We start from the raw sequence: 13,665 nt of genomic DNA on the forward strand, positions 1-13,665 counted from the left end.
GCTCGGAGGAATCCGCATGGTCGCAGGACAGCAGATGCGTGATGTCGTGGTCGTCGGGGCCGGCCTTGCCGGCCTGGCCTGCGCCGGGGACCTGCATGCCGCAGGTGTCGGTGTCCGCGTACTGGAAGCGGGAGACGAAGTCGGCGGCAGGATGCGTACCGACCGGGTCGACGGCTTTGTGGTGGACCGTGGGTTCCAGGTGTTCAACACCTCGTACCCGCAGGTCCGTCGGCGCCTCGCCCTCAAGGACCTGAGGCTGCGGCCCTTCACCCCGGGAGTGCTGGTCGACAGCCCCACGGGGCGGGTGCGTTTCGGGGACCCGTCGCGAGCCCCTCGCGTGGTCTACGACATGTTGCGCGAGCGGCCGGTGAAGCTGCGGGACCTCGCTGGCCTGGGTGTCCTGTCCGCCCGGGACATGCTGCTGCCGGTTCGCCTGATCAAGCACAGCGCAGACAGCGTCGACGGCACGGCCCGCTCCGCGCTGACGCGCGCCGGCATCTCGGACGCGCTGGTCGAGGACTTCTTCCGGCCGTTCCTGTCCGGTGTCTTCCTGGAGGACGAGCTGGAGACTTCTTCCCGGGTGTTCCATCTGGTGTGGCGTTCCATGTTGCGCGGAACGCTCTGCCTGCCCGCCCAGGGCATCGGCCAGGTACCCGTCTCCTTGGCACGGGCCCTGCCCAGCGGCGCGGTGGAGCGCGAGAACCCGGTCGCCCGGCTCGTCGACGGCGGGGTGCTCACCGCGGACGGCAAGGAGGTTCCCGCCCGCGCGGTCGTGGTCGCGACCGGACCCGGACCCCTCGCCGATCTGCTGCCCGAACTGCCGGTGCCCGCTTACCGGATCGTCACGACCTACTACCACGTGGCGCCCCGCTCACCGCTCGGCGAGCCGACGCTGCTGGTCGACACGCGGCGGCGTTTTCTGAACACCTGTGTTCTCAGCGACGTGGCGCCGGAGTACGCCCCCGCCGGGCACAGCCTGGTGGCGACCTCGGTCCTCGGCCGCGACGATCAAGGGCGTGAGGGGCAGGTGCGGGACGCGCTCGCCGAGGTGTACCGGACGGACACCAGTGGCTGGGATCTGCTGACCGCCCGCACGATCACGGATGCTCTTCCCGAGATGACTCCACCCCATCCGCTGTCCCGGACGACCCGGGTGGCTCCGGGGCGGTACGTGTGCGGGGACCACCGCGCGACCGGATCGGTCCAGGGAGCCCTGGCCTCGGGAGCCCGGGCGGCCCGCGAGGTGCTCGCGGACCTCATGCCCCGGGCGTGAACGTCATCGGAGCCGGCAAGCGTGGCGTCAGGGCGGGGAGTCACCGCGCTGGGCGTGCAGACGCAGAACCTCCGCCACATCGCCGAGGCGGTCCAGACCCGACAGGGACCTCGCCACACGATGGTTCTTGGACAGGCGCGCCTGGTGGCGGTGGAGGAACGACCAGTAGCCGACGGTGAACGGGCACGCGCGTTCCCCGGTCCGCTCGGTGGGACGGTAGGCGCAACCGGAGCACAGGTCGGTCATCTTGTGCAGGTAGGAGCCACCGGAGGTGTACGGCTTCGTGGTCATGCGTCCGCCGTCCGCGTACTGCGACATCCCGATCACGTTGGGGACCATGACCCAGTCGTAGCCGTCCACGAAGCAGCGGTGGAACCAGTCGGTCACCGCCGCGGGGTCCCAGCCCTGCTGGAGTGCGTGACTGCCCAGGATCATCAGCCGGGGAATGTGGTGCGTCCAGCCGGTGTCCCGCACCTGCGCCAGGACGGTGCTCAGGCACCGCGCCTCGACGGCGTCCGCGTCCAGTTCCAGGAACCAGTCGGGCAGGGGCGCGTGGTGGCGCAGGGCGTTGCGGTGCCGGTAGTCGTCACCGAAGTACCAGTACAGCTGCCACACGTATTCGCGCCAGCCCGCGACCTGGCGGATGAACCCCTCCGCGCTGTTGATGGGGACCTGGCCCTGCCGCCATGCGTCCTCCGCCTGTTCCACGCAGTCGGCGGGGTCGAGCAGGCCGAGGTTCAAGGAAGCCGACAGCAGGCTGTGACTCATCACGGGGTCGTGTGCGAGCACCGCGTCCTCGTAGGGGCCGAACGCCGTCAGCCTGTGCTGCACGAACCTGCGCAGGGCCGCCTGTGCCTCTCGTTGCGTCGCCGGGAAGAGTCTCGGGCCGTCGCGTCCGACGAAGCGGACGGACTCCTCGGCCTCCCAGGCGTCCAGGTCGTGCCGCACCTGCTCGTCGATGTCGTCCTCGCGGGGGCGGTACGGCTTGGGCGCGTTCAGGACACGTGTGCCCTTGGGCGGTGGCTCCCGGTTGTCGTGATCGTGGTTCCACCGGCCGCCGGCGGGGTGGCCGCCGTCGAGCAGCAGCTCGTGCTCCCGGCGCACCCAGCGGTAGAAGTCCTCCTGCCGGAGCTGCCTCGCGTCGTGTTCGCCGGCCCAGGCGCGGAAGTCCTCGTGGGGGACGAGGAAGCCTCTGGCGGGCAGCACCGTGGCACCCGGGAACGACCTGACCAGGCGCAGCGCGGCGTACGACGTGGGGTGGCGCACGGTGAACCGGCCGTCGGGCACGGCTTCGCGCAGACCTTCGCGGTACGTCTCGGCCTGGACGTAGCGCACACGGTCTCCGAGTTCCGCGGCTCGATGGCGCATGGCGGACAGGACCAGATGTGCCTTGGCCCGGTGAAAGCGGCGGCGTCGGAAGACCGAGCGGGACTCGATCATGACGATGGGCGCATCTGCTTCGTCGGGGAGGAAGTTCCTTCCTAGTTGATCACCGAACATGAGGTGGGGAGTGGGCATGGCGAGTGGTCCTCGGTGCGGTGGTGAGGGTGGCCGTCGGCCGGGTTGGTTTCGTCGGCTTCTGTGCGGCGGGTGTGCGGCCTGATGCCGCGTCGGTGCCGGGTGACGGGGCGGGGGTCAGTAGGGCAGGTTCGGCCTCGTGCGGAGCGTGCAGCGGCGTTCGGCGTAGGCGAGGTCGTCGCGCCACAGTCGTCCCGCTGCCTTGCGCATCAAAGGGCGCAGCGCGACGGACGCGTGGCGTGCGACGGAGAAGCCGGTGCGGTCGGAGGTGGCGATCACGGCCTCCACCACGGCCGTGCGGGGCGCGGGATGGTCGGGCGGGGTCAGCGGGGTGGCGTGTGTCTCGACGACCGAGTCGCTTCCTTCGCCGTCCGTGATGTGCATGACGACCGTGCGGGGCTCCGGCGCCGTGAAGACCGCGCGGACGGGGACGACGAGCCGCGAGGTGAGCTTGAAGGAGACGTCCACGGCGAAGCGGTCGGAGTCGTCGGCGTCTCCCTGAGGGCTGCCGGTCACTTTCAGGTCGACGAACGAGTAGGGGTGGAACCAGGCGCCGTGCCAGGGGTCGAGACGGTTGGCGACGATGTCCTCGGGCTCGCAGCGGCCGACGCCGGTGTAGACGGCGGCCACGGAGCGCGCGAGTTCAGGTCGTGCGGGAACGACGGGGTGTTCCAGGGGCTGCTCGCCGCCCGCGCCGTCGAGACGGACCCACAGCAGGACCCCGTCGTCGTGGACCGGCAGGGTCCGCCAGCCGGGCATGCCCGCGCTGCCGAGCGCGAGCCCGTGCCAGTGGCAGACGAGGGTTCCGCAGCGTACGGGACTGTCCTTGAGCGGGGCGCCCAGGTGCGGGCAGGCGCCTGGGCCGGCGGCCGGACGGCCTTCCGCGTCGCGCCATACGACGAGTTCGCGGCCGGCCACGGTACGGCCGATCGGCGCCTTGGCCGGCACGTCACGGCTGGCGCCCACGACGTACCAGTTGCCTGAGGGACGGGTCTGGGAGCGCTTGAGCGCGGCCTCGATGACGGAAGCCTGTGCTGCGCGCCAGGTGGGCTCCTGGCGGTCCCATGCCTGCGGATTCCTGCGCAGGGCCAGGGGGAATCGGGGGCGGGAGGGCCGGTTGTTCACGCTGCCTCCCGGTGGGCGGGGGAAGCGAGGCCGAAGGCGTCGCTCACGGGGGCGTTCGGGGAGGTCGCGGCATGGGGGGCGGTCACGGGGCGCGTGGCGCCGTGGCGGATCCGGGCGTGCAGGATGCGGGCCAGTCCGTCGAGAGCGACCGCGGCGCGGCGACGGCGGGGGACGACGGCGCGGCGGTGCAGGACGCGGTAGCCGTCGTCGGCGATGGCGTCGAGGATGCCCGAGTAGAGGACGAAGGCGCTGCGGATGCAGGGGCGGGACACCGGGGACAGCATGGCGATCCCCGGGACGGCCTGCCGGTAGACGTCCCGGGTCAGCGCTTCGAACGCTCTGAGCGCCTGCGTGACGCGCTGGTCCTGACGGCCGGTGTCGCGGCTCCACCGGAGTCGGTCGCGGTCCACTCCGTGGGCGGCGAGCAGATCGGCGGGGAGGTAGACGCGTCCGCGGTCGAGGTCCTCGCCGACGTCGCGCAGGAAGTTGGTGAGCTGGAAGGCCACGCCGAGGTCCGCGGCGTACGGTTCCGCCTCGGGGCGCGGAACGGTGGTGCCCAGGACGGGGAGCATCTGCAGTCCGATCACGGCCGCCGAACCGTGCATGTAGCCCCTGAGGTCGGCGTACGTGGGGTAGTCGGTGACCGTGAGGTCGTCGCGCATCGCCTTCATGAAGTCGTGGAAGTGGCGGGGGTCGATCGCGTAGCGCTGCGCCGTGTCGGCCAGGGCCTGCACGACGGGTTCGCTGCTGCGGCCCGTGCGCAGACCGCTGTGCAGGCGGGCCGCCAACTCCTCCAGCGCGGCGGCGCGTTCGTGCGGGGAGCCCTGGTCGTCGAGGGAGTCGACGATGTCGTCGGCCCAGCGGGCGAAGCCGTACAGCGCGTGCACGGCGGGCCGCCGGTGGGCGGGCAGCAGCCGGGTGGCCAGGAAGTAGGTCTTGCCGTGGCGGGCGTTGAGCCGGCGGCAGTGGGTGTAGGCGCTGCGCAGGGTCGGGTCGGTGATGCCTGCGGCGTCCAGTTCTCGGGCGGTCACGAGGGCGTTCCTCCAAGGGTCTTGAGCCTGCGGCGGGCCCGGGAGGGCGGGGGAGTGAGGGAGCCGGTGATGCGGGCGGCGGCGAGCTTGCCGGAGAGCAGCACGGTGGGCACGCCGACGCCGGGGGTGGTTCCGCAGCCGGCGAGCACCGCGTTGGCGGTGCCTCGTACGAGGTTGCGGGGGCGGAACGGTCCGGTCTGGGCGAAGGTGTGCGCGGCGGAGAACGGGGTGCCGGCGGCGTGTTCCTGGGCGTGCCAGTCGGCGGGGGTGACGAGGCAGTGTTCGTCCAGCGAGTCGCTGATGCCGTCCAGGCCGCGTCGTTCCAGTTCGGCGAGGAGTTCGCCGCGGTAGCGGGGCGCCAGGTCGCCCCACTGGGCCGCGCTGGGTCCGATGTCGGTGTTGGGGCAGGGCGCCAGGATGTAGTGCAGGTGCCGTCCGGGGGGAGCCAGGGTCGGGTCCGTCGCGGTGGGCCGGGTGATGAGCAGGGACGGGTCGCTCATCAGGCGTCCCTGGTGGGTGAGTTCGTCGAAGGTCTCGTGCCAGGCCGAGCCGAACGAGATGGTGTGGTGGGCCAGTTGGGGCCAGGTGCGGTCGGTGCCCGCGTGCAGGATGACCGCCGACGGGGCGTGCCGGATGGACGCAGGGCGGCGCGGTGTGCGGCCGAGCAGACGGTAGGTGACGGGCAGATCGGGGGTGAGGACGACGGCGTCGCAAGGGATGCGTTCGTCGCTGGTGACCACGGCGGTGACGCGGTCGCCGCGGCGTTCGAGGCGTTCCACGGTGCGGCCGAAGCGCAGGTCGGCGCCGGCTGCCCGGGCGGCGTCGGCCATGGCCTGGGGGAGGGCGTGCATGCCGCCCCGGGGGAAGTAGACCCCGGCGACGGTGTCCATGTAGGCGATGACGGCGTAGGCGGCCAGGGCGCGGGCCGGTGCCACTCCGGCGTACAGGGCCTGGAAGGAGAAGACGCGGCGCAGCCGTTCGTCCTTGATGAACCGGCCGATCTGGGCGTCCATCCGGCCGAAGCCGCCGAGCGCGGCCAGGCGTGCCAGGTCAGGGGTGAGCAGTTGCAGTGGTGAGTCGAAGTTGGCGTCGATGAAGTGCTTCATCTGCGCTTGGTAGAGACGCTGCAGCCAGTGCCGCAGCCGCTCGTAGCCGGCGGCTGCCTGCGGGCCGGCGAACTCCTCGACGGCGTGCCGCATGGCCTGCGCGTCCGTGTGGACGTCGAGGGTGCTGCCGTCGGCGAACGAGGCCCGGTAGGCGGGGTGGAGCGCGATGAGCTCGACGCGGTCGGCAAGGCGTTCGCCGACCGCGGCGAAGGCTTCGTCGGCCAGCTCGGGCATGGTCATCACGGTCGGGCCGGTGTCGATCCGGTAGCCGCCTCGGGTGAGACGTCCCGCACGGCCTCCAGGACGGTCGTCGCGCTCCACGAGGGTGACGCGGCGTCCGGCGCCCAGCAGATGGAGGGCGGCGGCGAGGCCGGACAGTCCCGCGCCCACGACGACCACGTGGTCGGTCTTTCCGCCGACGGTCTTCACCTCGACGCTCCCTCGACGGCGGTGGGCCGGCTCCCGGCCGCCGCAGCGAGAGGCATGGGCGGGGCCGCTCCGGCCACTTGTTGCAGGAGCAGGCGCAGCCGGGCATGGGCGACGGGGTCGAGCGGGGCCGTGCCCAGGTGGCGCATGCTCTGCGCGACCAGGCGGCGGACCTTCGCCTGAACGGTCTGCCGGGCGCCGGTGCGTTCGAGGACGTGCCGGACCTCGTCCAGTTCGGTGGCGTCGAGGTCCGGCCGGCCCAGGCAACGGCCCAGGACCTGCAGAGCGTGTCGGTCGCCGTCTCGTTCGGCCTGGGCGTGGGCCAGCGCGACCAGGTAGGTGGGTTTGCCTGCGCGCAGATCACCTGCGGCCGGCTTGCCGCTGCGATCGGCGGACCCGAAGACGTCGTCGAGGTCGTCGCGCAGCTGGAAGGCCAGCCCGGCGGCGCGGCCCGCCGAGCACAGCGCCCGCAGGGTGGCCTCGTCCGCGCCGCCGAGGATCGCACCCAGCTGCAACGGGCGCTCCACGGTGTACAGGGCGGTCTTGAGACACGCGGCGCGGATCGCGTGGCTCAGGGAGCGCGTCTGTGTGTGCTCGCCCTGCACGTCCAGGTACTGCCCGGCGACCATCTCCATGCGCATCTGCGACCAGGTCTCGCGGATCCGCGTCAGCTGGTGGCCCGGCAGGTCGAGGGCGGCCGCCTCGTCGTCGGCCCAGGCCAGCGCGAGATCGCCGGCGAGGATGGCGGCGGATTCACCGAATCGGGTGCGGTGCCCGCGCGCGGAGTCCGCGTACTGCGACGCGAGGGCGACGTGCATGGCCGGGCGGCCGCGCCGGCGGGCCGCCTCGTCCATGAGGTCGTCGTGCACGAGGGCGCAGGTCTGGATCAGCTCCAGCGCCGCGCCCAGACGCAGGGCCGCGTCGATCTGCCGCTCGTCGGGCAGTCCGCACGCACGCAGCCCCCACCAGAGGAACTGCGGGCGCGTCCGCCGCCCGCCGCGCACCGTGAAGTCCGCGACGCGTTGGGCGACGTCGGCACCGAAGGTCGCGTCGACGGCACTGGCCTGCGCGGCACGCCCGGCGAGCAGGGGGGCCAGGCGACGTTGCACCGCCAGCGCCACGTCGGCGTCGATCTGCCGCACACACGCGGACAGCCGCGGACGACGCTGTCCGGCCCGGACGGCGTCGCCGCCTCGGTCCGCCCGGTCGGGACCGTGGTCCGCCCCGTGTGGTGGCGCAGCCGTCGCGGTGACGCCAGCTGCCTGATGGGCGGGCATGTCGGCTCCTTGGGTGGGATGGTGACGGGGAAGCTTTGTAGGCGTTTCCCTGCCTCCCACGTGATCGGATGCGCTGGATTGCAGCAACCGGAGCACCTTTTCGAATCTCTTCCTGCTGCTCGCGGGAACCTGATTCATCACCCGGATCCCGCATCCGCGCCGGATGCGGCGACAGAAGAGCAGCGGAGTACAGAGACGAACCCGGGGTGGTGTCCATGCGGTGCGACGTTGTGATCATTGGTGCGGGAGCCGCCGGTCTGTCACTGGCGGAGCGCCTGTCCGCAGCGCCGGCCGGGCACGGCCTGTCCGTGCGCCTCATAGACGCCCCCGCAGGCCCGTTGCGGCCCAGGGACCGGACGTGGTGTTTCTGGGAGCAGGGAGAGGGCCGCTACGACGACGCGGTCACGGCCTCCTGGAACCGGATGCGGGTGCGCGGCCCAAGAGGGCATCTGGTGGACGCGAGCACCGGTGCGCTGCGGTACAAGATGATCCGCTCTCCTGACTTCGAGGACGTGATCGGACGGCGTCTCGCCAAGTACGACGCGTTGGTCCGTATGGAGGGGACCGTCGAGAGCATCGAGGCCGGCCCGGACGGTCCGCGCGTGCTGGTCCGTACCGCCGACGGCCGCTACGAGAACTGCAGCGCACGCTGGGTGTTCGACTCACGGCCGCTGGGCAGTCTGCCGCGGGCCCGCACGACCCTGCTCCAGCACTTCCGGGGCTGGTTCGTCCGCACGGACCAGGCGGTCTTCGACCCGCACTCGGTCGAGCTGATGGACTTCCGCACGCCGCAGCCGGAGAACGGTCTGGCCTTCACCTACGTGCTGCCGACGAGCGCCCGCACAGCGCTGGTGGAGTACACGCAGTTCTCCGCGTCCGTCCTGCCCGCCGACCGCTACGACAGCGCCCTGCGGGCCTATCTGCACGACGTCCTCGCGGTGCGGGACTTCCGCGTCGATGCGCGCGAGGAGGGCGTCATCCCCATGACCGACGCCCGCTTCGCGCGGCAGAGCGGCCAGGGCGTGTTCCGGATCGGCGCGGCCTCAGGTGCCACGCGTCCGTCCACGGGATACACCTTCGCCGCCATCCAGCGGCAGACCGCGGCGATCTGCGACGCTCTGCTGAAAGGACGAACCCCGGTGCCGCCGGCCCCTCACTCGCGGCGGTCGATGGCCATGGACGCCGTGGTGCTGCACGGCCTGGCACGGGGCCGCATCGACGGCGCCGCCTTCTTCACCCAGCTGTTCTCACGCGTTCCCGCGCCGCGCCTGCTGCGCTTCCTCGACGGCGACACCACGCTCTACGAGGATCTCTCGATCGGCCTGAACAGCCCCGTCCTGTCCCTGCTGCGCAGCGCGGCGGAGCTCCCTGCCCTTCCGCTGCAACCCCACCCCGCACCCTGACCCGACCAGGCCCCCCGGCGAGGAGATCCATGCCCACCCTGCGCGACGCGACCCTCGCGTCAGCCTTCGACCATGCCGCGCGCAGCTACGACGCCCTGGTCACGGCCAATCCCGGCTACCACGCACACCTGCGGCGCTCGGCGCGCCGACTGGGCCTCGCCTCCAACGGGCAGGGACTGCGCGTCCTGGACCTCGGCTGCGGTACGGGCGCCTCCACCGCCGCGCTGCTGTCGGTGCTGCCCCAGGCGCAGATCACCGCCGTGGACGCATCGGCCGGCATGCTGGCCCAGGCGGCCGGCAAGCACTGGCCCACCGGCGTCACCTTCGCCCACACCTCGGCCGAAGAACTGGCCACGGCCGGGATCAACGGCCCCTTCGACGCGGTGTTCGCCGCCTACCTGTTCCGCAACACCGCCGATCCCGACCGGATCCTCACCTCCGTGCGCGGCATGCTGAAACCCGGCGGCCGCCTGGCGGTTCACGAGTACACCCTCAGCGGCAGACGACGTCATCGCGCCCTGTGGTCCGCGGTCTGCGCCGGACTGCTCCCGGTCACCACCGCGCTGGGGGACGGCGCCCTGTACCGGCATCTGTGGCGCAGCGTCGTCGAGTTCGACACCGCCGACCACTTCGCCCGCCGCCTGGCGGCCTCAGGATTCGACCGGGTGAGGATCCTGCCGCTGCCCGGCTGGCAGACCGGCATCACCCACACCATCGTCGGCCAGGTGCCGCAGGAACGGACTCACGGATGAACGGCCGACGCAGCACGCCTCCGGGAGCCCTCGATCGGCTGGCGACGCTCATTCCCGCCACACCCGGAGCAGCCGAGGCCATCGGGACGCCACCGTCCACGGCGGTCGTCGGAGGCGGCATCGCCGGGCTCGCCGCCGCCGTGGCCCTCGCCGAACGCGGCGTGAAAGTCTCCCTGTTCGAGCGCGAAGCCACCCTCGGCGGACGCGTGGCAGGCTGGAGCACCGAGCTCGCCGACGGCTCGTCCGTCACGATGAGCCGCGGGTTCCACGCCTTCTTCCGCCAGTACTACAACCTGCGATCGCTGCTGCGCCGCACCGATCCCCGCCTCGAACGGCTGACTCCGCTGCCCGACTACCCGCTGTGGCACGCGAACGGCATGCGGGACAGCTTCCGCCACGTTCCCAGGACGCCGCCATGGAGCGCCCTCGGCTTCGCCGTACGAAGCCCCACCTTCTCCGTCGGCGACCTGCCCCGGATGAACGCCCGAGCGGCCCTTCCCTTGCTCGACGTGCGGGTACCCGAGGTGTACGACCGGCTGGACTCGGTCAGCGCGCACGACTTCCTGGACGCGATCCGGTTCCCGGAAGCGGCCCACCACCTGGCGTTCGAGGTGTTCTCACGCAGCTTCTTCGCCGATCCGCGGCGCCTGTCCGCCGCCGAGATGGTCCTGATGTTCCACATCTACTTCCTGGGCTCCGCCGAGGGCCTGCTGTTCGACGTGCCCAACGAACCCTTCCCGACCGCCTTGTGGGACCCGCTCGCCCTCTACCTCGAGAAGCTGGGCGCCGAGATCCACGTGTCCGAGCCGGTCGACCACATCGCCTCCTCGCCCGACGGCGGCTTCACCCTCACCGCCGGGACGCACAGTGAGCACTACGACGCGTGTGTCCTCGCCCTGGACACCACCGGCCTTCAACAACTCCTCGCACGCAGCCCCGGCTTGGCCGCCCCGTCCTGGTACGACCGCATCGCCCGCCTGAAGACCGCGCCTCCCTTCCTGGTGTCCCGCCTGTGGCTGGACCGGCCGGTCGCCGCCGACCGGGCCGGCTTCCTCGGCACGAGCGGCTACGGCGGCCTGGACAACGTCAGCGTCCTGGAGCGCTGGGAGCACGAGGCGCACAACTGGTCGCGGCGCACCGGCGGTTCGGTCGTCGAACTGCACGCCTACGCCGTCGCGGACAAGGCCGACCACACCATCGAGCAGGACGGCCTCATCGACCAGTTGCACCGGGTGTATCCGGAGACCAAGGCGGCCCGCATCATCGACGCGCGCCACGAATGGCGCCAGGACTGCCCCTTGTTCTCCGTGTCGGGCTACCAGGACCGCCCCACCGTGCACACCAGCAACCCCCGCCTGATGATCGCCGGCGATCTGGTGCGCACCGGACTTCCGGTGGCGCTGATGGAACGGGCGGCCACCAGCGGCACCCTCGCGGCCAACGCCTTGCTGGAGCAGTGGCGGCTGCGGGGGCACGAGCTGTGGACCGTTCCCGTGCGCGGACGCGGCCCCGTGCTGCGGCAGCTGGCACGGTGGACGAAGACGTCATAGGACCGCTGGGCTCCGGCGAGCGCAGCGGTACGGTCCACGCGGCTGCGTTGCGGTGTTGCAACCGTGGACCGTGCGGACACGTGCCCGCCGCCCGACTGGACCCGAGCCGGCGGCCACTTCCAGTGCCCTGACCGGAAAGGGTTCGCAGTCGGCCAGGGACAGTGACGTCGCCTCGATAGGCTGCACGGCGTGATCGACTCATACGCGAGTGCCGATGATGCTGCCGTCGCGATAGCCGGGGCGCGGGCCGGCGCGGACGTGGTCCGCACCATGTACGGCCGGCGCCTCCATCGCATCGACAAGGGTGCCGGGGACTTTGCCACCGACGCCGACCTGGACGCCGAGAAGGCGATCCTCGGCATCATCCGTGCCGCGCGGCCCGATGACGCGGTGCTCGGCGAGGAGGGCGGGCAGCACGGCGATGCCGACGCTGTGCGCCAATGGCTGGTGGATCCCCTGTGCGGCACGCTGAACTACGCCGTCGGCAGCATGCTGGTGGCCGTCAACGTGGCGCTGCGCGACGGGGCGGCGGCGGTGGCCGACCCGTTCAGCGGCGAGGTGTTCTTCACCGACGGAGAGAAGGCCTGGGGGCGCCGCGACGGGGCCGACGACGTACTGCTGACGCCCACGCCCGTCACCGGCCTGGTGGACGTGAACCTGGATCCGCCGTTCCCCGGTGCGCCGGGATTCCGGGCCGTGGATCTACTGGCCCACCCTGAGTTCGTCGAACGGTTCCGGCCGCGCGTCGTGTCCACGACGCTCGCGCTCGCCTGGGTCGCGGCCGGCAAGCGTGCCGCGTACGTCACCGATGGCGGTGACCTCTCCCAGAGCGTGCACTTCGCGGCCGGCATCGCTTTGTGCCGGGCTGCCGGATGCACGGTCACCGCGATCGACGGTGCCCCGATCGGTGAGAAGGGACGCGGGCTCGTGGCCGCCGCCGACGACGAGACCCACCGGCTGCTGATGTCGATGATCCGCAGCCGAAGCTAGTGCAGCGACCTCAGCCAGCACGCCCCCAGCAGTCGAGGCAGACGTCACCGGACATCCAGCCGTCCGGACGACTGTCCCGGCGAACCCTCCCCGGCCGCGGCACTAGCGGGACAGACGGGGTGTCCCTGGGGCGAGCAGGTTGACCGCCTCGCGCAGCCCTTGCGGTTGTGCCGCTCCCTCGACCGTGATGCCGCGCCATCCGGGCCCCGCGAGCAGCAGAGCGGCCTGCTGCCGTGCGCCGGCGGCCCCCCACGCCATGCGCGTGAGATGGACGGCGAGCGGTGTGTTCGCCAGGGACCGTGTCTGCGACCAGAGCAGCACGGAGACCGGGCCCGTGCGGCGCACGGCCGCGATGAGCGCCTCGGAGGGCAGGGCGGCGCCCAGCATGCGCACGGGCTGCCCGCACTGCAGCAGGGCCGCGTGGACCGCCTCGATGGGCAAGGTGTGCTGCTCGCCCGGGACGCACGCCAACAGCACGGGCGGGCCGCCGCGGGGAGTCCGGGCGGCGTCCAGCAGAAGCCGTGCGCTGCGCAAAGCGGTGGAGACGTGCCAGGACAGGAAGTGCTCGACCTCGACGTAGCGGTCCCCGGCGGACTCCCACTTGCGGCCGACCGCATGCAGGGTCGGCATCATGAGCTCCTCCCACGCCGCGATCACTCCGTGTTCCTGAATGAAGGAGTTCAACTGCTCGTCCACGACGTCGGACTGCAGACGCAGCGCGGCCCGGGCGAGACCGCGCCACTGGGCACGTGCGGCGCTGGTCGGCGGGCCGCCAGAGACAGGGCCGACTGTCTGTGCGTCGGCAGGCTGTGGCACGGCGGGTGAGGCAGGTACTGGGTCAGGCCCCGGCCCCGTGTGCTGGTTCGTGACAGTGGCGCGTGCCTTGGCCGCGCGCGCGGCTTCCGAGGGAGGGACTCCCGAGGCCGTCAGCCGGCACATGTCCTCGACCAGCGCGACATCCTGGGCGGACCAGCGCCGGTGGCGGCCTTGCTCGTGCCGTGCGGGACCCAGGCCGTATCGCTGGCACCAGGAGCGAAGCGTGGTCGGTGAGAGGCCGAGGCGACGGGCCAGCACCCCCGAAGTGATACCGGCGTCCAGCGGATCAGGGCCCGCCAGCAGCGGTTCAGGAACTCCGTCGACATGCATGGTTCAAGAATAGCGATGCAGAAGCGATGCGCGGTAGGCGAGCGGACGGCCGCGGCCGCGATCGATGC

At 71.9% G+C, this 13,665-nt stretch carries 11 protein-coding genes; 5 read left to right on the plus strand and 6 right to left on the minus strand.

The genetic code is table 11. The annotated features are described in order from the left end of the window. Positions 1 to 16: 16 nt before the first annotated feature. Complete coding sequence (locus RBJ77_RS33900) at positions 17 to 1,273, plus strand: NAD(P)/FAD-dependent oxidoreductase (protein ID WP_372348479.1); 1,257 nt, start codon at positions 17 to 19, stop codon at positions 1,271 to 1,273. Between the two features lie 27 nt (positions 1,274 to 1,300). Here the strand turns inward: RBJ77_RS33900 and RBJ77_RS33905 are convergent, their stop codons facing one another. The 5 genes from RBJ77_RS33905 to RBJ77_RS33925 form a co-directional block, all read right to left on the minus strand. After that, positions 1,301 to 2,791 (minus strand): cryptochrome/photolyase family protein, encoded by a 1,491-nt coding sequence (locus RBJ77_RS33905; protein ID WP_372348480.1) that lies wholly within the window; start codon positions 2,789 to 2,791, stop codon positions 1,301 to 1,303. Between the two features lie 117 nt (positions 2,792 to 2,908). Beyond that, positions 2,909 to 3,916: a DUF5914 domain-containing protein gene (locus tag RBJ77_RS33910; RefSeq protein WP_372348481.1), complete on the minus strand. Its 1,008-nt coding sequence runs from the start codon at positions 3,914 to 3,916 to the stop codon at positions 2,909 to 2,911. After that, the gene (locus RBJ77_RS33915; RefSeq protein WP_372348482.1) at positions 3,913 to 4,947 is read right to left on the minus strand and encodes a phytoene/squalene synthase family protein; all 1,035 of its coding nucleotides are present in this window, start codon (positions 4,945 to 4,947) and stop codon (positions 3,913 to 3,915) included. The genes RBJ77_RS33910 and RBJ77_RS33915 overlap by 4 nt, the downstream gene beginning before the upstream one ends. Next, a complete protein-coding gene (crtI, locus tag RBJ77_RS33920) occupies positions 4,944 to 6,482 on the minus strand; it encodes a phytoene desaturase family protein (protein ID WP_372348483.1) in 1,539 nt (512 codons plus the stop codon). The genes RBJ77_RS33915 and crtI overlap by 4 nt, the downstream gene beginning before the upstream one ends. Next, positions 6,479 to 7,756 carry a polyprenyl synthetase family protein gene (locus RBJ77_RS33925; RefSeq protein WP_372348484.1) on the minus strand — a complete coding sequence of 426 codons (1,278 nt, stop codon included), beginning with the start codon at positions 7,754 to 7,756 and terminating at the stop codon, positions 6,479 to 6,481. Before RBJ77_RS33925 ends, crtI begins: the two co-directional genes overlap by 4 nt. A 215-nt stretch (positions 7,757 to 7,971) precedes the next feature. Here RBJ77_RS33925 and RBJ77_RS33930 point away from each other — a divergent pair, with 215 nt between their 5' ends. The 4 genes from RBJ77_RS33930 to RBJ77_RS33945 all read left to right on the plus strand — a co-directional run bounded on the left by RBJ77_RS33930 (position 7,972) and on the right by RBJ77_RS33945 (position 12,451). Continuing rightward, a complete protein-coding gene (locus RBJ77_RS33930; protein ID WP_372348485.1) occupies positions 7,972 to 9,159 on the plus strand; it encodes a lycopene cyclase family protein in 1,188 nt (395 codons plus the stop codon). A gap of 29 nt (positions 9,160 to 9,188) precedes the next feature. Further along, entirely contained in the window at positions 9,189 to 9,911 is a 723-nt protein-coding gene (locus tag RBJ77_RS33935; protein WP_372348486.1) for a class I SAM-dependent methyltransferase, read from the plus strand. After that, complete coding sequence (locus tag RBJ77_RS33940) at positions 9,908 to 11,461, plus strand: FAD-dependent oxidoreductase (protein ID WP_372348487.1); 1,554 nt, start codon at positions 9,908 to 9,910, stop codon at positions 11,459 to 11,461. The genes RBJ77_RS33935 and RBJ77_RS33940 overlap by 4 nt, the downstream gene beginning before the upstream one ends. Before the next feature lie 189 nt (positions 11,462 to 11,650). Next, positions 11,651 to 12,451: an inositol monophosphatase gene (locus RBJ77_RS33945; protein WP_372348488.1), complete on the plus strand. Its 801-nt coding sequence runs from the start codon at positions 11,651 to 11,653 to the stop codon at positions 12,449 to 12,451. Between the two features lie 102 nt (positions 12,452 to 12,553). Here RBJ77_RS33945 and RBJ77_RS33950 read toward each other — a convergent pair whose 3' ends face one another. Continuing rightward, on the minus strand, positions 12,554 to 13,597 hold the full coding sequence (locus RBJ77_RS33950; protein ID WP_372348489.1) for a MerR family transcriptional regulator: 1,044 nt from the start codon (positions 13,595 to 13,597) through the stop codon (positions 12,554 to 12,556). Between the last annotated feature and the right edge of the window lie 68 nt (positions 13,598 to 13,665).

The organism is Streptomyces sp. KL116D (genome assembly GCF_030766975.1).
Taxonomy (GTDB): domain Bacteria; phylum Actinomycetota; class Actinomycetes; order Streptomycetales; family Streptomycetaceae; genus Streptomyces; species Streptomyces longispororuber_A.